We start from the raw sequence: 21,914 nt of genomic DNA, 5'->3' as shown, positions 1-21,914 counted from the left end.
ATGGCACCGCAACGTCCGGAAGTCGCGCCGATAAGCACCCGGCTGCGGCCGTTCAACCGCATTCTTGTCAACGTCCTGCTCGACGGGACGGTGGCCGCGCTCGCTGCGCCGGTCGCGCGTTGGCTTGCCGCGCCGCAAGAGGGGCTGCTGCATCCGCTCTGGCTGCTGGCTGGGGGCGCGATCACATTGTTGGTCAGTGGTCTGCCGTTTCGGATGCCGCAGCAGTACTGGCGGTTTTCCGGCATCTCCGACCTTCTGGGGATTGTCGGGGCGTCGATCGCCAGTGCCGCGCTGTTCACCGCCGGTCTGGCCGCCACGGGTTATCCGCTGCCGAGCCCTGCCTTCCCGATCATCTATGCGCTGACGCTGATTGTCATGCTCGGCGGATTGCGCGCGGCATACCGCATATTCAACGTTCTGGGCCGGCGCGGTGCGGCACAGCAACGGGTGGTGCTGGTTGGCGCGGATCAGGTCGCCGACCTGTTCCTGCGTGCGATTGCCCGCAACCCGGGCTCGGACGTGCGAGTCACCGGGCTGATCGGGCAGGGGACGAATCAGGCAGGGCGGCGCATTCATAATGTTCCAATTCTGGGGCACGTCACCGAAATAGCGGCGTTGCTTGACGGTATGGCGCAGCGCAAGGCGTTGCCGGACAGTCTGGTGGTGACCGACCCGAATTTCCGTGGCGAAGGGTTGAGCCGGGTGCTGGACGCGGCCGAGGCGCACGGCGTCGAGGTCATGCGCGCGCCCGTGCTGACGGCGCTTACGCCTGCGGATCGCGTGGAACTGCGGCCGGTGGCTCTGGAAGATTTGCTGAACCGTCCGCAGGTGCCGCTGGATCGCGAGGGCATGGATCGCATGATCCGCGACCGCGTGGTGATGGTGACGGGCGCAGGCGGCTCGATCGGTTCCGAACTGGCGCGCCAGATCGCTTCCTTTGGACCGAGTCGCCTCGTTCTGGTCGATAACGGCGAATACGCGTTGTGGCGTATCGACGTCGAGTTGGGCGAGCAGGCGCACCCCGCAGCGCGCGACATTGTCGTCGCGGACGTGCGTGACGCCGGACGGATCGAGCGCGTGTTCGCGACTTATCGCCCGGCGCTGGTGTTCCATGCTGCCGCGCTCAAGCATGTGCCGATCGTCGAGAGCAACCCGTGCGAGGGATTGCTGACCAATGTGCTCGGCACGCGCATCGTCGCCGACGCAGCCGCGCGGCACGGCGCGCAGGCGATGGTGGTGATCTCGACCGACAAGGCGGTGAATCCGTCCAGCCTGATGGGCGCGAGCAAACGCGCCGCCGAGATGTATTGTCAGGCTCTCGACATCGCCGCGCGAACGTCCGGACGCCGGGACGCCATGCGCTGCGTAACCGTGCGCTTCGGCAATGTTCTTGGTTCGACCGGATCGGTTGTGCCGCTCTTCCGCAGGCAGCTTGAGCGCGGCGGCCCGCTGACCGTCACGCATCCGGACATGCGTCGCTACTTCATGACGGTGCCGGAGGCTGTTGGGCTGGTGTTGCAGGCTAGTGTGCGGGGCGCCATCGTCGGACTGGACCATGAGGAAAGCGGCACGGACGCCATGCTGCGCGATGGCGGCATCTTCGTGCTCGACATGGGGCAACCCGTGAAAATCGTCGATCTTGCGCGCCGCATCATCCGCCTGGCGGGGCTTCGGCCTGACGAGGACGTGGCGATCCGCTTCACCGGCCTGCGTCCGGGCGAGAAGCTTTTCGAAGAGTTGTTCCACGGGCGTGAGGCCCCGGCGCCGACAGATGCGCCGGGCCTGCTGATCGCCACGCCGCGTGTCGTGGATTTGCGGCAGGTGTCGGCGGCCGTGGACAGGATCGCGGCCTGCGCGCATGACGGCAATGCGGCTGAGGCGATTGCCGTGCTTACCGCCCTTGTGCCCGAATTCGTTCACAACAGCACGGGCGCGACGCCGACGGATGCGGGAGAAGCCGCTTCCGACGCCGCGCCCGGAACCGCCTTGGGCAGGGAGAGACTGGTTTCATGAGCACGTCGTCAGAGTTGGCTCCAATCGCGTTTCTCGACCTCGCGGCGCAGCAGCGCAGGATGGGCGAGGCGCTGCGCGCGCGGATCGACGCGGTGCTGGCGCATTGCCGCTTCGTGATGGGACCGGAAGTCGTTGAGCTGGAGGAAAAGCTGGCGGCCTACGCTGGCGCCGGGCATTGCGTCGGCGTGTCCTCTGGCACCGATGCGTTGCAGATCGTCATGATGGCGGAAGGGATCGGGCGCGGCGACGCGGTGTTTCTTCCTGCGTTCACCTACACGGCGACGGCCGAGGTTCCGCTGGTGCTCGGCGCCACGCCGGTCTTCGTGGACGTCGATCCGGCGACATTCCAGATCGATCCCGTGAACCTGCGCGCGCGCATCGCCGACGTTCGCAAGGCGGGCAAGCTGAGGCCGTGTGCCATCGTCGGCGTCGATCTGTTTGGTCAGCCCGCCCCGTGGGCGGAGTTGCGGGACATCGCGACAGAGAACGATCTTTTCCTGCTCGACGACTGCGCGCAGTCCTTCGGCGGCTCTTATGGCGGGCGCAAATTGGGACGGGAGGCGACGGCTACGACGCTGTCTTTCTTCCCGTCCAAGCCGCTGGGCGGTTATGGAGACGGCGGGGCGATCCTGACCGACGATGCGGAGCGCGCGGCGCTGTATCGCTCGCTGCGCACGCATGGCGAGGGCGGCACGCGGTATGAGGTCCTGCGCACCGGCATGAACGGTCGGCTCGACACGTTGCAGGCGGCAGTGTTGCTGGCGAAGCTGGACTTCTTCGAGGCGGAACTGGCGCGGCGTGAGAAAATCGCCTGCGCTTATGACGCCGGATTGCGCGACGTCGTGACTGTGCCCGTGCGCGTGCCGGGCGGCGCCAGCGCCTGGGCGATCTATGCGATCCTGCTGTCGGACACGGCGGCGCGGACGGCGTTGCAGGAGCGATTGAAAGCGGCGGGAGTTCCGTCTGCGATCTATTACCCGCTGCCGTTGCATCGGCAGCCTGCGTATCGCGACCATCATGACGGCGCGACGCTGCCTGTTTCGGAGTCTTTGGCCGAACGCATCCTCGCGTTGCCGATTCAGCCTGAACTGACGGACGCGGAGGTCGCCCGTGTGATCGCCGCCGTGCGCGGCTGATCGGACGGGAGCAGGTCCATGAGGAAAGAAGTCGTCTTCATCATCGCTTTTCTGGTGTTCACCATCGGGACGGCAAGCGTCATCTGGCTGGCGGCGTTGCCGAATTTCAAGCCGGTGACGTTTCCGCAAGTCACGGCCGGGAAAATTTTCGTGGGGCCGATGCGACGCGTCCGGCAGCTGAACGCGTCTGAGATCGCGACGGTGAACGACTGGCTTCAACACCACACGCACGGGTGGGGGCCGCTCAGCCAGACGCCGCCTTCAAGCGGCGATGCGCGGCTGGAGCTTCAGGCTCAGCGGGATGGCAAGTCCGACCCGATCGCGCTGACGCTGTGGACCGGGATCAGTGCAGCGGACTGGAACGATACGGTGTTCGTCGAGGCGCCGGACGGAAAGAAAGTGCGTACGGAAACATTCAGCGATGCGGAGTTTGCGCCGTTGGGCAAGCTGGTCGACGGCGGCGCGTATCAGAAGTCCGCTTTCCCATGATCGAGATTTCTGACGACGTCGCCGCGCTGATTTTTGATTGCGACGGAACGCTGGTCGACACCTTGCCGCTCTATCTGGCGGCGTGGCGCGCCGCTGTGCTTGAGGTTGGCGGGATCGACTTGCCACCGGAATGGTTCAGGGGAAAAGGTGGCTACGCCGAGCGCATGCTGTTGGCGGCCGTCGACAAGGCGTTCAACGTTTCTCTCGATCACGACGCGATCATTGCCGCCGCCCGGCGTGGCGTGATCGATCGTCTGCACGCCGTGCGTGAGAACGCGCCGGTAGTCGCGCTGGCGCGGGAATGGCGCGGCCGCCTGCCGCTGGCCGTGGCTTCGAGCGGCTCGCGTGAGGTTGTCGAGGCGTCTTTGACGGCCATCGGGCTGCGGGACGCGTTCGCGAAGATCGTGACGATCGAGGATGTCGCAAACCCGAAGCCAGATCCGGAAATTTACCTTCTTGCCGCGCAGAGACTGGGTGTAGAGCCTGGCCGCTGCGTGGTGTTGGAGGACAGCGACGAAGGACTGAAAGCGGCGCGGGCGGCCGGGATGCGGGCGTTCGACGTTCGTGGGTGGTGACGGTCAGGCGGGTGGTCAGACGGCCGTTTGATGGCGACGCCGGATATATGATCGTCGACGCGTCGAGTCCCTGATTCCCCATGCGTGGCGCGTGAGTTGTTTTCACAATGGAATCGCAATAATTTCCTAGACGTTGCTCCATTGAATGAAGCTTCTCACAAACGAGGTCATCATGCGCTACGTCGCTCCCGTCGCCCTTGCAATGCTGGTTTCCACGGCTTCGCACGCCGCTACAGTCGAGCATTTCGCTCCTGAGGGAGTGCCAGCGAGTGTCACGACCGCTCCGCCGTTCAGCAGCGCAGTTATGGCTGGCGACACGCTCTACATCTCCGGCACCACTGATCATGACCCGGCCACGGGCAAACCGGCCCTCGACGCGACCGCCGGCGCCAAAATCGTGCTGGATAACATCAAAAAGACGGTCGAGAAGGCTGGTCTGACGATGGACGACCTCGTCTGGGTGCAGATATTCGCCTCTGACCTCAAGAATTTTGCGGCCTTCAACGCCGTTTACCGGACCTATTTCAAGGGGCCGATGCCTGCGCGCGCTTTCATCGGGGCGGGAAGCCTGCTGGGCGGCGCTCACTATGAGGTCATGGGCATCGCCGTCAAACCGAAGTGAGCGCCACAAAGTCAGGTCGTTTTAAGGTGGGGCGGGACGCAGCTGCGTCCCGCGTTCTCGTCTGTTGGCTGTTATTTAATTTGTGAGGCGTGATACTAGTCGGTGATATCAGAGGCGAAATATACCTATGTGCGCCAAATGGAGGGTGTATCGATTTTCGTTTTTGTAGTAGTTTAGGATAGCAAGATTCGTAGTGTATGTGAGTTGTGGGCACGAATTTCCATAAATGGTATTTGATCGATATTTTCCCGCGCAGCGTTTATAGCCCATTCAGGAAGAAATGTATTCTCTTCTAAGTCGCGGAGATATTGATCTCGCATTTCATTAAATTCTCTGCTTTCCATCTCTCGGAACCACGGCTCCGCGAATTCCAGTACAAGAGAACCGCCGATGAGCCGACTGATCTCGAAAATCTCTAGGAGTGTGCTCGCAAAAGGTTTGAATGGCCCCTTCTTGCGGTGGCGATCGAAAATTTCCTCTGGTGCAATAGCTCGAACGTGATTTGATATGACTGTGCCTGAAGAGGCTATGTCCATGCCGCGATGGATAGTAGCGTTACGTAGCTCTCGCAAATATCCTTCATTATTTTCTCCAGTTTGACCTCCGGTGCCATCCAGTTTTTTAATGAACTGCTGCTTAAACAGCGGACCGTAAAACTCTACTGCGAGGTCTATGAGGGACATAAAATTGATAATGAAAAGCGAGTGATGAAATCGTACGTCTCTGGCTGGGGGACTGAATCCGCGGATCTCCGCCAAAGCCCTATTCATACATTCCGCATACCAAGCCAACTGGCAAATATTTTCGTCGATATGGTGCCCCATTTTTTGCCCTTTGGAATAGAAATTCAATATTTATATCATACCTTTAATGGTGGTCGAGTGCCTATAACGATAGATGCGCTTTATCTTCATGTTGTTCATCTCGTGAGCGCACGATGTACGTAGCGCGTATTGTCCGTTTTGAGGTGGTAGTCATGGTGGTGTAGACGTCATTAAACCGATATCGTAATAAAAAATATATATTATGGATGTTGTTACCATGAAAACAGTTCCTTCAGCGTGGACGAACGTCATCGAGCAACGCGACGCTGGAAAAGCGGAGCTTCTGGCGCGCGTTTATGACGGCGCGCTGCCCCCCGCCCGGCAGGTCGAGGTGTTCTCGGCATTGCGCGACATTCTGCCATGCCGCGTTGTCAAGCATGGCGAGCCGCGGCCGCTGGTTTACGATGACGGCGCGTTGCGAAATCTGCTCGGCCTGAAAGTGGAGACTGCAGGCAAGGTAAACGATTTTTATGACTACCTCTCCCTAAACCGGGTTGCGGGAATGCTGATCGCGCATGAAGGTCGGGTCGTTCTGGAGCATTATGACCTCGGGGCTGGGCCGGACACGCTCTGGCCGTCCATGTCCGTCGCCAAGTCTGTCAGCACCACTCTGATCGGCATGGCGATCAGGGATGGCCTGATCGGCAGTCTGGACGACAGGCTTGAGCAATACCTGCCGGAGTTGAGGGGCGGCGCTTATCAGGGCGTGTCTGTCCGCAATCTGTTGCAGATGACATCAGGCGTTGGGTGGAACGAGACCTACACCGACCCGACGTCTGATCGCCGCAGGATGCTGGCGCTGCAATCCGCTGGTCGCCCCGGCGCGATCATGAATTTGATGACGAGCCTGTCGCGCGTGGCGGAGCCCGGTGCGGTCTGGAATTACAGCACGGGTGAGACTTGTGTCATGGGCTATCTGCTGCGTGCAGCGCTGGGGCGGCCGCTATCGGAGTATCTTTCGGAAAAACTGTGGAAACCGCTTGGGATGGAGCATGACGCGCATTGGTGGCTCGACAGTCCTGATGGGACGGAGACGGCGGGTATGGGTCTGAACGCGACCCTTCGTGACTTCGCGCGCTTTGGGCTGTTCGTCCTGGATGGCGGGCGCATCGACGGAAAATCCCTTCTGCCGGACGGATGGTTTGAGGAGGCGGGTCGCCCGAGGACGCTTTCGGGCGGTGATCGGCTGGAATACGGCTACATGTGGTGGCCGACGCCGGACCGTGATGGTGGATTTTCGGATGGCGCCTTTTCCGCGCGAGGTATTTTCGGGCAACGTATCTATCTGAATCCGAAGCGGAGGACGATGATTGTGGAATTGCGGGCGCGCTCCAAGCCGATCATGGAAGATCCTGTAGATTCGAACGCGTTTGCACATGCGGTCATGGATGCTTTGGCGGAGTAAAATATCCTCATGTTTTTCTAAGAAATTTTCCTTTTATTTTTATTTTGTTTATAAAATTTTTAAACACCGCAGGTTTGTAACTTGGTGCGTCAGGAACATATAGCTGTTCATGCATCCACTCACGAGCGTTGAGTATTTGGATCTGATATTCATTGTAGTTCTGCATCAAAATAGCTCCTATCGATTTTATTTCTTGTGAGAGAAAGTCTAAATCTCGTGTCATCGATTGTTATTTTTCTTCGGTTATTTTTGCAATGTTGTTGATACCGCTAATTTCGCGTTCTCTTTCTTGGTAAGAAAAACATTTTCTTTTGTATAATAAATTCATGGTGTTGTAAGTCATGCAGGCGTCGATGGCGATTCCGATGGGGCTGTCCTCTTCGAATTGGCTATAAAAAACACGCATGCAATCGTGAAGGATATCCTTCAGAGCTATCGTTGCTAATGGTTGATCAAGAATGGACGCTACTTCTTGAACTTTATTGCAGTAAGATTCGAATCTCTCCATTCGTTTTTCGTACAACGATATTTTATATTGATTTTCCGCAATTTTCATCTGTCCATTGGTTGCTCGCCAAGACATGGCTGATACGACCAACGATAGAAACGACACAAGAAGCGTCAAAAAATCATTTTTGTGAGATAGTGTCTTTGTAATTAGGTATAAAAATACCGAATTATCGGCTGCAATTTGATGCGCAGACATGGCGTGGTCCCGAGTGGAAAAATTTTATCGAAAAAGTTGTGCGCTTTCTAAAACTAAAGTCATGCTCTCTGAAACTATTACAGATGCGCCCAGCGTGTCGCCAGTGTATCCACCAATCTGTCGCCGTGCCTGCATTGTGACTGCTCCGGTTGCGGCAATAGATATGGCCCAGCTTACAAGCCCGTGGGAGGGGTTGGGCGTACTTAGTAAGAACGTGAGCGGCGCAACCAACCCAAAAACCACTGCGAATACCGGCGGTTTGCCAACAGACCGCCCCAACCCATCCTCGCGCGCGGGCTGCAGCAGGGTCATGACGAGCGGCAGCGCGCCGCGCGAAGCCGCCGATGCAAGGACCAGCGTCGCCAGCGTCATGTTGACGGGAATCGCGGCCATAGCGCCGGCGCGCAGCATTGTTGTCAGGACCAACGCCAGCGCGCCGTAACTGCCGATACGGCTGTCGCGCATGATGGCGAGTTTCCGTTCCCGATCCCGCCCGCCCCCAAAGCCGTCTGCGACATCGGCCAGCCCGTCCTCATGCAGTCCGCCAGTCAGCAACGTCTGGACAGACAGCGCGCACAGGGCGGCAACCGGCGCTGGTATCCCAAGAGCGCGCAGCGTCTCCATCGCGCCGCCACCGATCAGCCCGATCAGCCCGCCGATGAGTGGCCATGTCCAGGAGGAGCGCGCCATCGACATGGCCGCGCCGTTCACCCCTAGCCATCCTGTTGGTAGGCGGGTCAGAAGCCCCAGCCCGCAGGCGAGGTCGGCGCGGAGGGCTTGCGTCACGACGCGCGGGCGTCGCTGGTTGTGGCGACGCCCGCGGAATCGAAAGTCGCCATCCCGGTGTGGCAGGCGATCGCCGCCCGTACGAGCGGCGCCGCGAGCGCGGCCCCTGACGCTTCGCCGAGGCGCAGGCCAAGATCGAGCAGAGGCTCCATTCCAAGGGCGGCGGCGAGCCGTGCATGTCCAGCCTCCGCCGAGCGATGGGACACCAATGCGTGGTCGAGGCCGTCGCAGCTCAACCGGGCCAGAGGGGCGGCGGAGGCCGTGCAGACGAACCCGTCCAGCAGAACGGGCACGCCGTGGCGTCGGGCGGCGAGCGTTGCGCCCATGATTGCGGCGAGTTCGTAACCTCCCAGCCTACGTGCGGCTTCCAGAGGATCGGGTGCGAGACCACCATGCAGTGAAAGCGCGGCGTCTATGGCGCGCACCTTGCGGGCCAACCCTTCGTCGTCGATCCCGGCGCCACGTCCGGCCCAATCCGCCCCGCTTCCGCCAAACAGGCCGGCGGACAGAGCAGCGGCGACAGTCGTGTTGCCGATGCCCATCTCTCCCAGACAGAGCAGGTCGGCTTCCGGCGACACCGAGGCGTAACCGAGATTCACAGCGGCGAGGAACGCGCGCTCTTCCATCGCCGGACCGGCTGTGAAGTCCCGCGTCGGCGCCAGATCGGCGACTTCGATGACACGAAGCGTTGCGCCTGCGACGCGCGACAACTGGTTGATCGCCGCGCCGCCGTTGCGGAAATTCTCCACCATCTGCGCGGTGACGGCGGATGGCCATGCGGAGACGCCCTGCGCCACGACCCCGTGATTGCCTGCGAATACGAGGACGTCGATGCGCTCCAGCACCATGGGCCGTCCACGCCTCCAGCGGGCGTGCCATTGGGCGATGCGCTCCAATCGTCCGAGGCTGCCGGGCGGCTTGGTCAGTATCCGGTCGCGGGCGGCGGCCTGGGCCTCGGCGTTCGCGTCGCCGCGCCAAAGCGAGGTGGCGGCGTCGCGGAGGGCGGCGATGGTAAGGAAAGATTCTGACATGTCCCGGTATGTGCGGCCTTCGGGCGTGGGCGGCAAGCCAGAGTGGGGCATTCGCTCGCCTGTGATACAGGGATGAAGATGCTTGCGGACGTCAGGTTGCGCTGAGTCAACTGCAAAGATGGCGTCAAGGAAAACATACTCTAAGTTATTATTTTATCGATGATATTTACCCGTTCAAACGAGTTTTTTGAACGAAACCCGCTCCAGCCCCCTCTAGGCAAGAATGCTCACCCCGTTCCGAATGCGACACAAAAAAGCCCGGAACCTACATCATCAAGTGCAACACACTTAATCCCTCAACTCAGGCGGAACACATGCGACGTCGGCGCTTGCTTCAGTATGGCTCGGTATTGCTGGCCTCTCCTGCTTACGCGCTGCCGCCCCCGCCACAAGCGATCGGGACGTACGAGCGCGAGAGCGGCGGCCACATAGGTGTTTATGCCGAAAATCTTGCGACTGGCGGCAAGTTGCTGTGGCGGGCCGACGAACGTTTCGTAATGTGCAGCACGTTCAAGGCTTCGCTCGCCGCCTGTGTGTTGCGCCGCGTCGAGCGAGGGCAGGAGAAGCTCGATCGAAATGTCGCCTATACGAAAGCGGATGTGCCGGACTGGTATGCGCCTGTGGCCAAGGAGAAGTTGGCGCGCGGGTCGATGACGGTCGCTGAGATGTGTCGGGCCGCTGTGGAGCAGAGCGACAACACCTGCGCCACGCTGCTTCTCTCAAGTGTTGGCGGCCCGGCGGCCCTGACGGCGTTCTGGCGTTCGATCGGCGATACGCAGACGCGCCTCGACGATCCGGAACCGTATCTCAACCGGACGCCTCTCGGCGGCGTTCGCGACACGACGACCCCGGAGGCGATGGCGAAGGTCCTGCAACGCGTGGTGCTGGGGGACGTGCTGTCGGACTCGTCGCGGGCGTTGCTGACCGGGTGGCTGGTCGGGTGCCAGACTGGCGGAAACCGCCTGCGCGCCGGTCTTCCCAAGACGTGGCGCGTGGGCGACAAGACCGGCAACAACGCGAAGGATGCGGCTGGAGACATCGCGGTGCTGTGGCCGAAACCGGACGCCCCGATCATTGTGGCGGTTTATACGAGGGGCGGAGCGCCGACCGACGCGCAGCTGACTGCGGCTTTCTCTGGCGTCGGCGCGCTTGTCGCAAAGACGCTGGGTTGAGGCTCCGGGCGGGTTGCGTGGCAAGATGTCGCGGCGCCTTGGAGTAGGAAAATTACGCGCGGCGTCCGTTCGAGAAAAGTCGCGTGGCGTGTGGGGAGCAAGCGGTTCTGATGACGCCTGAGGTGGTTCTGACGCCCGTTTTGACGGGGCTGGACGGAACGGTTCTCGTTCTTGGCGGCGCGCGCTCGGGCAAGAGCCGGTACGCGGAGGCCCTGATCACCGCAATGCCCGCGCCGTGGGTTTACGTAGCGACCGCGCATGCCGGAGATGACGAGATGGCGCGGCGGATCGACAAACATCGCGCGGATCGGAAAGACGGATGGCGGACCGTCGAAGAGCGTTTCGATCTTCTCGGTGTTCTGGACCGGGCGGGAACCGCTCCGGTGCTGGTGGACTGCCTGACGCTTTGGCTGACGAACCTCATTTTAGATGATCGCGATATCGCGGCGGCGTCGGAAGGGTTGATGGAGGCGCTGGTCCGGCGTGCTGCGCCGACGGTTCTGGTCGGGAACGAGGTAGGGTTGGGGCTGACGCCGGAAACTCCGCTCGGCAGGTGTTTCCGTGATGAAGCGGGATTGCTGCATCAGCGCATCGCGCGTGACGCGGGACAGGTCGTGTTTTTGGCTGCGGGGCTTCCGCTGCGTCTCAAATAGGAGTCAGGACGGCCCCGGCGCGCTGAACGGGCGCGAGACGCCGTTATCGACCTCCCGGCTGTTCAGATTGAGATCGTAATCGTGCAGATCGGCCGCGCGCGGACAGGCCTTTGCGACGCCGCGCACCACTTCGTCGCGATACATATGCAGGCTGGCCTCTCGGAAAGGATGGGCGCGCAATCTGGCGACTTCCTCCTCGGTATAGGGTTGGGCGCCCTGCGGGGCGCTGCCTGCGCCCAGCCTGAACACGACGAAATTCATCATCGTCGCCAGATCCGCTGACGACAGGTTGGCAAAGGCGACGTTGGGCAGGCGGATCAGATACTCGCGCCCGGCGGGAGTGCAGAGGAAATAACCGACATGTCCGGCAAGATCCGGGACCACGCTGCGGCCGGAATGTCCCTGCACGCCGTGGCAGCCGCCGCAACCGGTCAGATAGTTCCCCTGAACGCCTGGCAGAACGGGGACGGAGGCCATGGGAACCGGCGCCACGTTCACGGAATTGTCGCCCGCAAGTGCAGCGGCGCTTCCACCGAGCAGCGTCGTCCCAACGAACAGGGCGGCGAGCCAGCGTCCGGGCGCGCGGGACACCGCAGTCGTTTCAGAGCTGGTTGTGCGCCGGGTGTGTCGCCGGACAGGAAGCGCACGCTCCATAAACGGTGCCCGCAGGCGCGACGCGAAGCGGGGACCGAACATGATGGAGCCTAGCTGGCCTGACCGATGATCGCCGCCGTTGAGCAGTGATACGTGGTGGATTTGGTGCCAAAGCACCAGATGATGTCGTTGCTCGTCTGCGGGCGGTAGATCGGCATTTCACGGTCGGACGTATTGCAGTCGCACTCCTTCGGCACGTTGCACATATTGCGACCGCAGCAATCACGGTAGGCGATGACGTAGGAACGGCCGTCCTCCGGGTTGCGGCAGGTGCCGATCCATGAAACCGGGGAGGGTTCCGTGCCCGGAGGGCAGGTGTGCACGCCGCCTCCGCAGCAGCCGCACAGCACGCCGTCGATGGCGCAGTGCCGCCAGTAATCGCAGCGATCCGGATCTTTGGACTGCGCGTTACGCTCGAAATCCGTCAGAGTCGGCGGCGGGTTCGGCGCCGACGCTTCTGCACGCGTGACGGGCAACAGCGGGAAGGCGGGGGCGACGGCCATGGCCGTGCTCACCTTGCCGAGGACGCTGCGACGGGAAGAGTTGACGGCAAGGTAACGGGCGAATTTCTCGCTCAGTGTGTCGAACAGCGACACGGACATGCTTTACTCTCCCCTGACCAGTTCGAACTTCAGTTCTGCGGGCGCCCCGAAGGCGCCCGTCAGGACCGGCGATGTATGTGCGACACCGCTGCGCGTCAGATCATGCCGCATGGGCGTGACCGGCGTGCGACCGCGCTGCGAGATAAGACTGGACCGTCGCGAAACCGGTCTCGTGCGCTGTCAGCAGGCTTTCCAGATGCTCGCGGCTGTTGACCAGGCCTTTCGCCACGATCGCGCCTTCCGTGCCGAGCAGCGCCGCGAACGGCAGCTTGTCGACGCCAATCATGCGGCCATAGCGGTCATCGTTGACCATCTGCCCGCGCGGCAGGCCGAACGACGCGACCAGACGCTCCTGCGCTTCAGCGCTGTCGTCGCCCATGAACACCAGATCCAGCGCTTCCCGCCGGGCGAAATCGCGTGCGATCGGCGCCAGTTTGCGCGAGATCGGGCATCCCTCGCCGACGAAGAGCAGGAGTTGCATCCTGAATCGCGGGCCACCGAGAACGACGGGCGTTCCGTCCAGGGCGGAGCCGCTCCAGGTTGGCGCCTGCGCGCCGGGGGGAGGGCCGCCTCCCGCCATCAGGGCGCCGGCCGGGGCTACGACGCGATAAAAGCCGCGCAGGGATCGGAACAGCAGGGCCATCACGACCGCCACTGCAGCCACGAGCAGCCATATCAGCGCCTGCGCTGCGGCGAGCGTGATCATGCGGACGCCCGCCCGGCGGGGCTGGACGACTGCGAAGCGTGCGCCGGAATGTGGATCGATTGAGCCATTCCGCTCACATATCCGGCACGATCGACATCCCGCCGACGCGCGCCTCGACAGTGCGGCTCACCTGTCCGGTGGCTGCGTCGATCACGGTGATGGGGCCGTCGTGGTCTGCCGTTACGTAGACGAGGGAGGCCTTGTCGGGGCTGACGGCGACGCCTTTCGCGGGCGAAGGCAGGTCGATTCTGCGGAGCAGGACCTGTTGCGTCGGGTCGAACTCCCACAACTCCGTGCCTGCAGTCTTGTGCGTCCAGTGGTTGCCGGAATGCATCAGAACGAACAGATGGCCGGTAGCGCTGTTCCAGGCGAAAGGCTGCTGGCCACCCGGACGCCACGCCAGTTCCTGTACGCCGGTTCCAGCCTGCGGCAGGCCAGCGGCTTTCTGTAGGGACCATGTGGCGTCGATCGTCGGATTCTGGCCGAGCGTGACGTTATAGACCTTGCCTGTGTAGCTGATGAACAGCGCCTTGCCGGATTTGTGATCGACCAGCCCCTGTTCGAAGACGGGGTCGTTATTCGCGTCGAAGAACGGCTTGGTGTGGGTGATCGTGGGCTGCGATCCATCGTTCACGCCGACATTGGTCAGAGAACCGTCGCCGCAGAGGCTGGAGAAACCGCCGGATTTCCATGGGAAGATCAGAGCGCAGCCGGGGATGTCCACAGTCCGCGCGACAGAGCCCTTCGAAAGGTCCACCAGGGTGACGGCGGTCGCGGGGCTCATGTCGAAAATATACGCCCAGCGGCCGTCGCTGCTGACGTCCAGATCCTGCTTTTTATAGACGGCGAGGGCGCGGGGCGGCAGCTCGATCTCTTTTGTGAGGGCGAGCGTTTTGGCGTCGTAGACCTGAAGCAGATCCTGTCGCGTGCCATGATCGACGCGCGAATACATCGTGTCCGCGACGTAGATAACCTTGTGATCCGGGGAAATGGCGATGTTCGCCAGCATGCTCGCGGGCACGGTGCCCAGCATCCGCCCCTTGTCCATGTCGAAAATCTGATAGGTGTAATCGGTCGCGGACGGGATGAACCAGTGCGGCCCGATCGGCGGCAACGTGGCGACGTCGTTCTGTTCCGCCTGCAACACCGGGTGGGCGCCAGTAGCCTGAGCCATGGCCGGGGTGTGTGACAGCACGGCGGCGAGACCGAACCCCAGCGGTCCTATCGCGCGGCGGGCGCAGGTCTTCAGCCAATCCGTCATCTCGGTCCTCCACGTAACGCGTGCAAGACAAGCCGAATTACGGGACGCCGCCAAGGGGATGAGAAAAAAAATCTTTCACGATCGCAACAATACCTTCGCGATCAACGCCACCTGAGCGTTTAACTGCGCCTTCGTCGTCAGGCCTTGCGGATGAACAGGGTGCCTGAGCCGTCGGTCTCGTCGCGCTGCGATATGATCGCGTGGCCCAGAGCGGACGCCGATCGGGACACGTTTCGCAGCGGCTCTTCCCCGCGCAGCGTCACTGCCAGCAACTGCCCGGAGCTCATGGTGTCGAGCGCGAGACGCGTACGGACAAACGTCATCGGACACGTATCGCGCGTGATGTCGAGGGTTCGGTCGACGTGACCGACTCGGGAATAATTTTCGGTGGCCGCCGGGGTCGGCTTGGTCGTGTTTTCAGGCGCTTGCATGCCGAGAAAATGGGCGCAAGGCGCCGGTTCGGCAAGGTGTCGAGAGGCTCGCCCTCGTCGAAGGCGGGCTGAAACGGGAACGGCGGACGATGGCGCGGACGCGCGTCTTGGTAATGTACCAGTGGACAAACTTCGGTTGAGTCGGCTACGCGACTTGCTCATGGATCGCAAACAGGTCGGCGATAGGATAAGCGCCGTGAACGCACGTTCGATCGTATCGGAAGACGCGCCCGTCCACGGGACGAGCGCAACGTCTGTACAGGAATCTCGAATCGCCAGGCTGTGCGTTGAGCGCGGCCTGAAGATGACCGGCCAGCGTCGCGTGATCGCACGCGTTTTGTCGGACGCAGAGGATCATCCGGACGTCGAGGAGCTTTACCGCCGGGCGACTGCTCTGGACTCCCGTATTTCGGTGGCGACGGTGTATCGCACCGTTCGCCTTCTTGAAGAGAAGGGCATCCTTGAGCGCCGCGATTTTGGTGGCGGCCGGGCGAGGTACGAGGCGAGCGAGCATGGTCGCCATTACCATCTGATCGACATTGACACCGGCAAGGTGATCGAATTCGAGGACGAAGAGCATGAGGCGCTGATGCGCCGCATCGCCGAGCGTCTGGGCTTTGACCTGGTCTCGTTGCGGATGGAGCTGTTCGGTCGACGCGTTCCCGCGCAGGAAAGCGCCGGTGCGGGCAAAGCAAGCGACAAGGCGGGCGCGGCGGGGCGCGAGCGCAAGACGCCTGCCGCACGTGGCGGGGGAAAAGCCTGATGAGCGCTGAAAAGCCGAGAGGTTCGACACTTTCCACGCTGGACCTTGATCGCACAGGGTTCCACGAGCTTCGTGGCGGCAATCTCGGTGTGCGCATCGCCACGACGGACGCGGAGAAAGACGCGGCGCAGGCGCTGCGCTATCGCGTGTTCTTCGAGGAAATGGGCGCCCATCCCGACGCGCAGGCGCAACGGTTGAAGCGCGACGTCGACGAATTCGATGATTATGCGGATCATCTGCTGGTTATCGATCACGCGATTTCCTCAGGGCCGGAGGGCGTTGTCGGCACCTATCGCCTGATGCAGGGAGACGCGGCGTCGAGACTGGGACGCTTCTACAGCCAGAGCGAATTCGATATCTCGCCGTTGACCGAATTTCCCGGAAGGCTGCTTGAAGTCGGACGCTCCTGCGTTGACGCGCGTTATCGGGGGCGGGCGGCTATGCAGCTGCTCTGGCGTGGCATTGCGTATTATATCTTTCTGCATCAGATTGATGTCCTCTTCGGCTGCGCGAGCTTGCCCAGCCCGAATCCGGACGATCTGAGCGAAGAGCTGACATATCTGTACCAGAACCATCTGGCGCCGCCCGCGCTGCGTGTTCGCGCGCTGCCGGAGCGCCGCGTGGAGATGCTCCGGCGCGACCCGCTGACCATCGACACGCGAAGCGCGCTCGCCAAGCTGCCGCCCTTGATCAAGGGGTATCTGCGGCTGGGCGGTTATGTGGGGGACGGGGCGGTCGTTGACCCGCAGTTCAACACTACCGACGTCGCGGTCTTGGTCAAAAGCGAGCTGATGGCCGACAAGTACTACCGGCATTACGAGCGGCGGCTGCGCGACGCGCTCGACTAAGTCGAGTCCGGCGCTTCGCGGGTTGTTCGTAAGAGTTTAGGCGAACGCTTCATTCAGAATGGGCCGCGTGCGGTCCATCTTTTTTCAGGATTGGCATCGCTGCATGAACGCCCCCATCGCGGACACGCTTTCGTCTAGGGCGAGGCGTCCGCGTTTTTTGCAGCGCCTTCTTCCAAAAGCCGGCGTGTTTCTGAAGTTGGCGGCCTCTGGCGCTGTCGCCGCCTTGGCTTTTCCTCCCGCGCATCTCGTATTTGTGCTGCCGTTCGCATTTCTGATGCTGATGCGTGCGATCAATGGCGCGCGCGACATGCGGCAGGCGGCATGGGCCGGGTTCGCCTTCGGACTGGGGCTGCATACGGCGGGGCTATACTGGCTGACCAACGCCATTCTCATTCGTGCGAGTGAATTCTGGTGGTTCGTGCCGCTGGCGGCCCCCGGTTGCGCCGTCATTCTGGCGCCGTTCGCCGCCGTGCCCGCAGCCCTGTCGCGCCTCGCGCCGCGCGGCTGGCGGCGTGGCGCGTTATTCGCCGGGGTTTGGACGCTGTGTGACATGGGGAGGGCGTTCCTCTTCAGCGGATTCACGTGGAACCCTCTGGGCAGCGACTGGGCGTTCCATGGTTTTCTTGGCGATGTGATGATCCAGCCTGCGGCGTGGATCGGCGTCGACGGGTTGACGCTGCTGACGGTTCTGCTGGCTGTGCTTATGCCGCTCGGACGTCGGGAAGCGCTTCTGGGCGTCGTCGTCTTATTCCTTTGGGGCGCGGTCGGCGCCTGGCGTTTCGAGACTGTTGCCTCGGGCGTGAAGACCGATGAGCGTGTGTCGCCGATCGTGGTGCTGGCGCAGGGCAATGTGGCGGAGAAGGACAAGATCGGCCGCGCTGATGTGCGGACGGTGTTCGAGCGCTATCTGCGCCTGACTTCGGAGGGCGTGAAGGCGGCGGTGGCTGAGGCGGCGTCTGCCCAGGGTCCCGCGCGCCCGGTCGTCTATGTCTGGCCGGAGACCGCGTTTCCGGGCGTACTCGAGGAAGAACCGGTGGCGCGTTCCATGGTAGCGCGAGCGGCTACCGGCGCGGCGGCGGGAATGATCGGCTCCCTGCGGCAGGCGAGCGACGGGCACTGGCGCAACTCGGTCATCGCTCTGGATGATAGCGGCGCGGTGAAAGGCGCCTACGACAAGGCGCGGCTGGTGCCGTTCGGCGAGTATCAACCGGCGTTCATCCCCCTGCAGATTGTGCCGGGCGGGGGCATGACCCCGGGACCGGGCCCCGTGACGTGGCGTTTGCCGGGGCTGGCCTCTGTCGGTCCGCTGGTGTGCTACGAGGTCATTTTTTCCGGCCATGTGGTCGACCGGCGCCATCGACCGGACTGGCTGGTCAATGTGACGAACGACGCCTGGTATGGCGACAGCGCGGGCCCCCGTCAGCATCTGGCGGCAGTCAGGATGCGTGCGGTGGAGGAGGGATTGCCCGTCGCACGTGCTGCGAACACTGGAGTCAGCATCGTATACGACGCGCGCGGTCACGATATGGGGCGGCTGGAATGGGGACGCGAGGGCGTGCTGGTCCGGGCCGTACCCCCCGCCTTGCCGCCACCTTTTTTCGCGCGGTTCGGGCAGGAGATACCGCTGGTTTTCTGTGTATTGACGATCGTCGTTGCGGTTTTTGGGCGTCGCCTCCCGCCGATTAGTCGATAAACGGTTAACAAACACATCTTTTGGTTGTAAAATTAGCATCTGTTTGAATGTTTTGCCGCTGTGCGGTCGAAGTTAAGGATGCTGAACGGGGATGGGAGAAGAAACCGGGCGGAGTACGGAGCGTGACGTTCACGTTGGTGGGCGTATCCGCTTGCGTCGCACGCTGCTTGGCTTGTCGCAGGAAAAACTGGGCGAGGCGATCGGGCTGACCTTCCAGCAGATTCAGAAATACGAGCGGGGCACAAACCGGGTCAGTGCGTCTCGCCTCTACGATATCGCTCACGTTCTCGATGTGCCGATCGGCTTCTTCTTCGATGACATGAACGCAGATGCGCCGCCTGCTCGTCCCGTGGCGGGGGGCGGTCTTGTGGCTGGTTTCGCTGAGGCGCAGCAGGGTTTTGGTGGCCCGCCTGCGGGCGGCGCCGGTTCGACCGGCGTTGATTCCGGCGTGCTGAATCGCCGAGAGACCATCGAACTGGTGCGCGCCTATTACCGTATTCCCGATGAAGGCGTTCGCAAACGGGTCCTCGATCTGATTCGCTCCATGGCGCCTGCGGAATAACGCAGCGAAGCATCGTCCACTCGTAACTTCCGTCAACTGCAACGCGGCGTGACGACGATGATCAGCGTGAGCCGGGTGCGGGGGGAATGGGCATCCAGTGGGTGGCCCGCGCCTTCGGGGCAGTAATCCAGCGGCCGTATTCCGGGTCCCAGCGGTCCAGCCATGTATAATCGCCGCGCCCGTCGATGTGGTTGAACAGCAGCACCGCCGTCCCGTCTTTCGGGGCGCTTGCTATATCGCGCCAGAGGGTCGCCACGAACGTGTTCAGGGCCAGCCGCATACGGGTGCGGTAGAGCGACTGGGCCATCGGGTTCAAGGTTTCCCAAGATCCCTCGCAATAGTCGTAGTAAGAGCGGGCTGCAGCTTCCAGTTGTTCTTCAGAAATCATGCGTCACTCTCTCCGAACCTTTGTCCTGCCGGACGGGCTGCCGCGCCGGGCGTTCCCAAACGCTGGCGTCTTTTCGGTCGACAGGGCGGAGGCGGGCGAGCGGTCGGCGTGCGTCCTGAAGTCTGAAGTCGCGTTTGAAACATTAGGCCGAATGCGTCGGTCAGGTTCAAGACGAACTGCGTCACGTTACGTTTTTATAGCGTTAAGCCTTAAGAGGCGGTTTCCGGCGAGCGGGCGCTTTTGCCCGGCCGAGTCCGCCTCGCTCATTTTCGAAAACCACGGGACGCGGGATGTCACGCATGTTCGTCGCCTGACCGGGGATGCAATCCTCTGACCGGCTTTCATGCAGCGGGCGGCGTTCACGCAGAGGGTAGGGCTGCGCTCGGGTCGTCTTTAAGATTTACGCCTGTGCCGCCGATCCTGACCGCTTCACGCAGCAACCATGCGAGTTTGTCAGCCGCCGACTCCGGCGAAAGGCCGCCTCGGGGTTGGATGTTGGAGATGCAGTTCCGTTCCGAATCCGCGCGTCCCGGACGCGGGTTCGCCGTGATGTAGAGGCTGAGGCTGTCGGCCACGCTCAGCCCCGGTCTCTCGCCAATCATAATGACGACGAAACGGGCTGCGAGCCTTTCGCCGATCTCGTCGCCCAGTGCGACGCGCGCCTGATGCGCGACGACGACGGGAGCGACGCTCCAGCCGGGCAATGCTTTGAGGCAGGCGGCGAGAACGCCAGGGGCTTGTCGCGTGACGGCGGTTGCGGAGAGACCGTCGGCGAGGACAAATACGACGTCATACGCGCCGGGCGGCAGACGAGGGGCGTCCTTTTCGGCCAGTTGGCGTCCGAGATCTGGCCGCTGGAGAAAGGTCGCTCTGTCTGTCGCGCGACTGTGAACCTCGACAACGTTGTCCAGTCCAAGGGTTGCGGCGTCGAGCGTCGCGCCGACGGCGTTGCGCGCCTGTGCGTGGGCGAGTTGAAATGCGAGCACGTCGCGAGCCGGGATAGCGTCTCCGCATCGACCGAGACCCACTCGGGCGATGGTCAGATCCCGCAGATCGGCCCACGGATCGACGCCCCTTGGCTCCGGCGTCCGATCGTTCATGCCACGAGGCCTCCCGTCGGGCCGAGCACGCGGCCAAGCTGCTGCGGCGCGGAGACGCGCATCCTGCCTTCCGCCGTCAGCATGTCCTGACGACGCAGCCACGCCTCGAATTCCGGCGCGGGCGGGCGGTCAAAGGTGGAGCGGAGCGTCAGGATGTCATGGTACGACAGGCTCTGATACCCCAGCATCACGTCGTCAGAGCCTGGAACTGCGATCAGAAAATTCACGCCCGCCACCGTCAGAAGCATCATCAGGTCGTCCATGTCGTCCTGATCAGCCATCGTGTGATTGGTGTAACAGACGTCGCAACCCATCGGCACGCCAAGCAGCTTGGCGCAGAAATGATCTTCAAGCCCGGCGCGGATGACCTGTTTGCCGTCGTAGAGATATTCCGGGCCGATGAATCCGACGACGGTATTCACCAGCAACGGACGGAATGCGCGGGCGACGGCGTAAGCGCGGGCCTCCATGGTTTGCTGGTCGACGCCGTGATGCGCGTTGGCGGACAGAGCGGCGCCCTGTCCGGTTTCGAAGTAGAGCGCGTTGTCGCCTACCGTCCCCCGCGCTAGCGAGCGCGCTGCGTCGTCCGCTTCGCGCAGGATGTCGAGCGTGACCCCGAAGCCCGTATTCGCGGCCTGTGATCCGGCGATCGACTGGAAGACCAGATCGACCGGCGCGCCGCGCTCCATCAGCCGGATGGTGTTGGTGACATGTGTGAGCACGCAGCTTTGCACCGGCATGTCGTAGCGCTCCCGCACGCCGTCAACCATGTCGAGAAGGACTTTGATGTCCGGCAGGCTGTCGCTGGCGGGGTTGATGCCGATTACCGCGTCTCCGACGCCCATCAGCAGCCCGTCGAGCATCGATACCGCGATGCCGCGCACGTCGTCCGTCGGATGATTGGGCTGTAACCGCGAGCCGAGCCGACCGCGCAGCCCCTGCGTATTGCGAAAGGCGGTTTTCACCTCGACCTTGCGAGCGACAGTGATCAGGTCCTGATTGCGCATCAATTTGCTGACTGCAGCCACCATCTCCGGTGTAAGGCCGGGCGCCAGCGCGGCGAGGGTCGGGCCGTCAGCGTCGTAACCGAGGAGCCAGTCGCGAAAGGCGCCGACCGTCATATGTGCGACGGGCGTGAAGGCTGCGCGGTCGTGTGTGTCCACGATCAACCGCGTCACGTCGTCGGTTTCGTACGGAACCAGCGGGTTTTCAAGAAAGTCGGTCAACGGAACATCCGCCAGTGCGTAACGCGCAGCGACCCGTTCCACATCGTCGGCTGCTGACAACCCGGCGAGTTGATCGCCGGAACGCGCCGGGGAGGCGCAGGCGAGCAATCGCTTCAGGTCTGTGAACGCGTAGCTGGTTCCATCAAGTGCGGCGCGGTAGGTCATGACCGTTTTTCGTCCGGGCGCAGGGGCGATGCCTGATTGTTTCGGGTGCGACGTTATCACGCCGTGCCGATTCTGCGACCCGCGATGTCACGCAGTTGCGACT

The 21,914-nt window shown here is 62.4% G+C and carries 25 protein-coding genes; 12 read left to right on the top strand and 13 right to left on the bottom strand.

Features of this window, described 5'->3' with window-relative positions; all coding sequences use genetic code 11:
* The 5 genes from HK28_RS04685 (at position 1) to HK28_RS04665 (ending at position 4,835) form a co-directional block, all read left to right on the top strand.
* Entirely contained in the window at positions 1 to 2,013 is a 2,013-nt protein-coding gene (locus HK28_RS04685; protein ID WP_086643474.1) for a nucleoside-diphosphate sugar epimerase/dehydratase, read from the top strand.
* Entirely contained in the window at positions 2,010 to 3,149 is a 1,140-nt protein-coding gene (locus HK28_RS04680; protein ID WP_086643451.1) for a DegT/DnrJ/EryC1/StrS aminotransferase family protein, read from the top strand. Before HK28_RS04685 ends, HK28_RS04680 begins: the two co-directional genes overlap by 4 nt.
* Before the next feature lie 18 nt (positions 3,150 to 3,167).
* Positions 3,168 to 3,638, top strand: a complete 471-nt coding sequence (locus HK28_RS04675) for a hypothetical protein (RefSeq protein ID WP_086643450.1) — start codon at positions 3,168 to 3,170, stop codon at positions 3,636 to 3,638.
* Positions 3,635 to 4,213: an HAD family phosphatase gene (locus HK28_RS04670; RefSeq protein WP_198945792.1), complete on the top strand. Its 579-nt coding sequence runs from the start codon at positions 3,635 to 3,637 to the stop codon at positions 4,211 to 4,213. The genes HK28_RS04675 and HK28_RS04670 overlap by 4 nt, the downstream gene beginning before the upstream one ends.
* 145 nt (positions 4,214 to 4,358) lie before the next feature.
* Positions 4,359 to 4,835, top strand: coding sequence for a RidA family protein (locus tag HK28_RS04665; RefSeq protein ID WP_086643449.1), 477 nt, complete (start codon positions 4,359 to 4,361; stop codon positions 4,833 to 4,835).
* A 173-nt stretch (positions 4,836 to 5,008) separates the two neighbouring features.
* Here the strand turns inward: HK28_RS04665 and HK28_RS04660 are convergent, their stop codons facing one another.
* Positions 5,009 to 5,686: a hypothetical protein gene (locus tag HK28_RS04660; protein WP_143217318.1), complete on the bottom strand. Its 678-nt coding sequence runs from the start codon at positions 5,684 to 5,686 to the stop codon at positions 5,009 to 5,011.
* Between the two features lie 190 nt (positions 5,687 to 5,876).
* Between HK28_RS04660 and HK28_RS04655 the strand changes: the two genes are divergently transcribed.
* Complete coding sequence (locus tag HK28_RS04655) at positions 5,877 to 7,064, top strand: serine hydrolase (protein WP_086643472.1); 1,188 nt, start codon at positions 5,877 to 5,879, stop codon at positions 7,062 to 7,064.
* A 7-nt stretch (positions 7,065 to 7,071) separates the two neighbouring features.
* Here the strand turns inward: HK28_RS04655 and HK28_RS13705 are convergent, their stop codons facing one another.
* The 4 genes from HK28_RS13705 to cobT are packed head-to-tail and all read right to left on the bottom strand — an operon-like array spanning position 7,072 to position 9,587.
* Positions 7,072 to 7,287, bottom strand: coding sequence for a hypothetical protein (locus HK28_RS13705; RefSeq protein ID WP_143217317.1), 216 nt, complete (start codon positions 7,285 to 7,287; stop codon positions 7,072 to 7,074).
* A gap of 6 nt (positions 7,288 to 7,293) precedes the next feature.
* A complete protein-coding gene (locus HK28_RS04650; protein WP_143217316.1) occupies positions 7,294 to 7,770 on the bottom strand; it encodes a hypothetical protein in 477 nt (158 codons plus the stop codon).
* Between the two features lie 24 nt (positions 7,771 to 7,794).
* On the bottom strand, positions 7,795 to 8,556 hold the full coding sequence (cobS, locus tag HK28_RS04645) for an adenosylcobinamide-GDP ribazoletransferase (protein ID WP_158093395.1): 762 nt from the start codon (positions 8,554 to 8,556) through the stop codon (positions 7,795 to 7,797).
* Positions 8,553 to 9,587 carry a nicotinate-nucleotide--dimethylbenzimidazole phosphoribosyltransferase gene (gene cobT, locus HK28_RS04640; RefSeq protein ID WP_086643471.1) on the bottom strand — a complete coding sequence of 345 codons (1,035 nt, stop codon included), beginning with the start codon at positions 9,585 to 9,587 and terminating at the stop codon, positions 8,553 to 8,555. The genes cobS and cobT overlap by 4 nt, the downstream gene beginning before the upstream one ends.
* Positions 9,588 to 9,901: 314 nt before the next feature.
* Here cobT and bla point away from each other — a divergent pair, with 314 nt between their 5' ends.
* Positions 9,902 to 10,759, top strand: coding sequence for a class A beta-lactamase (gene bla, locus HK28_RS04635; protein ID WP_086643445.1), 858 nt, complete (start codon positions 9,902 to 9,904; stop codon positions 10,757 to 10,759).
* Between the two features lie 110 nt (positions 10,760 to 10,869).
* Positions 10,870 to 11,412: a bifunctional adenosylcobinamide kinase/adenosylcobinamide-phosphate guanylyltransferase gene (cobU, locus tag HK28_RS04630; protein WP_086643444.1), complete on the top strand. Its 543-nt coding sequence runs from the start codon at positions 10,870 to 10,872 to the stop codon at positions 11,410 to 11,412.
* A gap of 3 nt (positions 11,413 to 11,415) precedes the next feature.
* On the opposite strand, the gene HK28_RS14120 is transcribed toward cobU, so the two are convergent.
* The 5 genes from HK28_RS14120 to HK28_RS04605 form a co-directional block, all read right to left on the bottom strand.
* Positions 11,416 to 12,108 carry a hypothetical protein gene (locus HK28_RS14120; protein WP_198945791.1) on the bottom strand — a complete coding sequence of 231 codons (693 nt, stop codon included), beginning with the start codon at positions 12,106 to 12,108 and terminating at the stop codon, positions 11,416 to 11,418.
* Positions 12,109 to 12,116: 8 nt separating this feature from the next.
* Complete coding sequence (locus HK28_RS04620) at positions 12,117 to 12,668, bottom strand: methylamine dehydrogenase light chain (RefSeq protein WP_086643443.1); 552 nt, start codon at positions 12,666 to 12,668, stop codon at positions 12,117 to 12,119.
* 100 nt (positions 12,669 to 12,768) lie between these two features.
* Positions 12,769 to 13,374 (bottom strand): methylamine utilization protein MauD, encoded by a 606-nt coding sequence (locus HK28_RS04615; RefSeq protein ID WP_086643442.1) that lies wholly within the window; start codon positions 13,372 to 13,374, stop codon positions 12,769 to 12,771.
* Positions 13,375 to 13,447: 73 nt separating this feature from the next.
* Positions 13,448 to 14,635, bottom strand: a complete 1,188-nt coding sequence (locus HK28_RS04610; protein WP_198945790.1) for an amine dehydrogenase large subunit — start codon at positions 14,633 to 14,635, stop codon at positions 13,448 to 13,450.
* A gap of 137 nt (positions 14,636 to 14,772) precedes the next feature.
* Complete coding sequence (locus HK28_RS04605; protein ID WP_086643441.1) at positions 14,773 to 15,066, bottom strand: sulfurtransferase TusA family protein; 294 nt, start codon at positions 15,064 to 15,066, stop codon at positions 14,773 to 14,775.
* 211 nt (positions 15,067 to 15,277) lie between these two features.
* Here HK28_RS04605 and HK28_RS04600 point away from each other — a divergent pair, with 211 nt between their 5' ends.
* The 4 genes from HK28_RS04600 to HK28_RS04585 all read left to right on the top strand — a co-directional run bounded on the left by HK28_RS04600 (position 15,278) and on the right by HK28_RS04585 (position 18,932).
* Positions 15,278 to 15,829 (top strand): Fur family transcriptional regulator, encoded by a 552-nt coding sequence (locus tag HK28_RS04600; RefSeq protein WP_255376455.1) that lies wholly within the window; start codon positions 15,278 to 15,280, stop codon positions 15,827 to 15,829.
* On the top strand, positions 15,829 to 16,677 hold the full coding sequence (locus tag HK28_RS04595) for a GNAT family N-acetyltransferase (RefSeq protein ID WP_086643439.1): 849 nt from the start codon (positions 15,829 to 15,831) through the stop codon (positions 16,675 to 16,677). The genes HK28_RS04600 and HK28_RS04595 overlap by 1 nt, the downstream gene beginning before the upstream one ends.
* A 103-nt stretch (positions 16,678 to 16,780) precedes the next feature.
* Complete coding sequence (lnt, locus tag HK28_RS04590) at positions 16,781 to 18,370, top strand: apolipoprotein N-acyltransferase (protein WP_086643469.1); 1,590 nt, start codon at positions 16,781 to 16,783, stop codon at positions 18,368 to 18,370.
* Positions 18,371 to 18,461: 91 nt separating this feature from the next.
* The gene (locus HK28_RS04585) at positions 18,462 to 18,932 is read left to right on the top strand and encodes a helix-turn-helix domain-containing protein (RefSeq protein WP_086643438.1); all 471 of its coding nucleotides are present in this window, start codon (positions 18,462 to 18,464) and stop codon (positions 18,930 to 18,932) included.
* A gap of 61 nt (positions 18,933 to 18,993) precedes the next feature.
* Here HK28_RS04585 and HK28_RS04580 read toward each other — a convergent pair whose 3' ends face one another.
* From HK28_RS04580 to HK28_RS04570, 3 genes are all read right to left on the bottom strand, one after another.
* Positions 18,994 to 19,320: a hypothetical protein gene (locus HK28_RS04580; protein ID WP_086643437.1), complete on the bottom strand. Its 327-nt coding sequence runs from the start codon at positions 19,318 to 19,320 to the stop codon at positions 18,994 to 18,996.
* Positions 19,321 to 19,679: 359 nt separating this feature from the next.
* Entirely contained in the window at positions 19,680 to 20,420 is a 741-nt protein-coding gene (gene eutC / locus HK28_RS04575) for an ethanolamine ammonia-lyase subunit EutC (protein WP_086643436.1), read from the bottom strand.
* The gene (locus HK28_RS04570) at positions 20,417 to 21,811 is read right to left on the bottom strand and encodes an ethanolamine ammonia-lyase subunit EutB (protein WP_086643435.1); all 1,395 of its coding nucleotides are present in this window, start codon (positions 21,809 to 21,811) and stop codon (positions 20,417 to 20,419) included. The genes eutC and HK28_RS04570 overlap by 4 nt, the downstream gene beginning before the upstream one ends.
* Positions 21,812 to 21,914: the final 103 nt, after the last annotated feature.

Source organism: Acetobacter sp. DsW_063 (assembly GCF_002153745.1).
Classification (GTDB): domain Bacteria; phylum Pseudomonadota; class Alphaproteobacteria; order Acetobacterales; family Acetobacteraceae; genus Acetobacter.
This window is presented reverse-complemented; position numbering and strand designations above follow the sequence as displayed.

Coding starts and splice junctions, on each gene's coding strand:
- HK28_RS04685 (WP_086643474.1), top strand. CDS start 1: ATGGCACCGCAACGTCCGGAAGTCGCGCCGATAAGCACCCGGCTGCGG.
- HK28_RS04680 (WP_086643451.1), top strand. CDS start 2,010: ATGAGCACGTCGTCAGAGTTGGCTCCAATCGCGTTTCTCGACCTCGCG.
- HK28_RS04675 (WP_086643450.1), top strand. CDS start 3,168: ATGAGGAAAGAAGTCGTCTTCATCATCGCTTTTCTGGTGTTCACCATC.
- HK28_RS04670 (WP_198945792.1), top strand. CDS start 3,635: ATGATCGAGATTTCTGACGACGTCGCCGCGCTGATTTTTGATTGCGAC.
- HK28_RS04665 (WP_086643449.1), top strand. CDS start 4,359: ATGAAGCTTCTCACAAACGAGGTCATCATGCGCTACGTCGCTCCCGTC.
- HK28_RS04655 (WP_086643472.1), top strand. CDS start 5,877: ATGAAAACAGTTCCTTCAGCGTGGACGAACGTCATCGAGCAACGCGAC.
- HK28_RS13705 (WP_143217317.1), bottom strand. CDS start 7,287: ATGACACGAGATTTAGACTTTCTCTCACAAGAAATAAAATCGATAGGA.
- HK28_RS04650 (WP_143217316.1), bottom strand. CDS start 7,770: ATGTCTGCGCATCAAATTGCAGCCGATAATTCGGTATTTTTATACCTA.
- cobT (WP_086643471.1), bottom strand. CDS start 9,587: ATGTCAGAATCTTTCCTTACCATCGCCGCCCTCCGCGACGCCGCCACC.
- bla (WP_086643445.1), top strand. CDS start 9,902: ATGCGACGTCGGCGCTTGCTTCAGTATGGCTCGGTATTGCTGGCCTCT.
- cobU (WP_086643444.1), top strand. CDS start 10,870: ATGACGCCTGAGGTGGTTCTGACGCCCGTTTTGACGGGGCTGGACGGA.
- HK28_RS14120 (WP_198945791.1), bottom strand. CDS start 12,108: ATGTTCGGTCCCCGCTTCGCGTCGCGCCTGCGGGCACCGTTTATGGAG.
- HK28_RS04620 (WP_086643443.1), bottom strand. CDS start 12,668: ATGTCCGTGTCGCTGTTCGACACACTGAGCGAGAAATTCGCCCGTTAC.
- HK28_RS04615 (WP_086643442.1), bottom strand. CDS start 13,374: ATGATCACGCTCGCCGCAGCGCAGGCGCTGATATGGCTGCTCGTGGCT.
- HK28_RS04610 (WP_198945790.1), bottom strand. CDS start 14,635: ATGACGGATTGGCTGAAGACCTGCGCCCGCCGCGCGATAGGACCGCTG.
- HK28_RS04605 (WP_086643441.1), bottom strand. CDS start 15,066: ATGCAAGCGCCTGAAAACACGACCAAGCCGACCCCGGCGGCCACCGAA.
- HK28_RS04595 (WP_086643439.1), top strand. CDS start 15,829: ATGAGCGCTGAAAAGCCGAGAGGTTCGACACTTTCCACGCTGGACCTT.
- lnt (WP_086643469.1), top strand. CDS start 16,781: ATGAACGCCCCCATCGCGGACACGCTTTCGTCTAGGGCGAGGCGTCCG.
- HK28_RS04585 (WP_086643438.1), top strand. CDS start 18,462: ATGGGAGAAGAAACCGGGCGGAGTACGGAGCGTGACGTTCACGTTGGT.
- HK28_RS04580 (WP_086643437.1), bottom strand. CDS start 19,320: ATGATTTCTGAAGAACAACTGGAAGCTGCAGCCCGCTCTTACTACGAC.
- eutC (WP_086643436.1), bottom strand. CDS start 20,420: ATGAACGATCGGACGCCGGAGCCAAGGGGCGTCGATCCGTGGGCCGAT.
- HK28_RS04570 (WP_086643435.1), bottom strand. CDS start 21,811: ATGACCTACCGCGCCGCACTTGATGGAACCAGCTACGCGTTCACAGAC.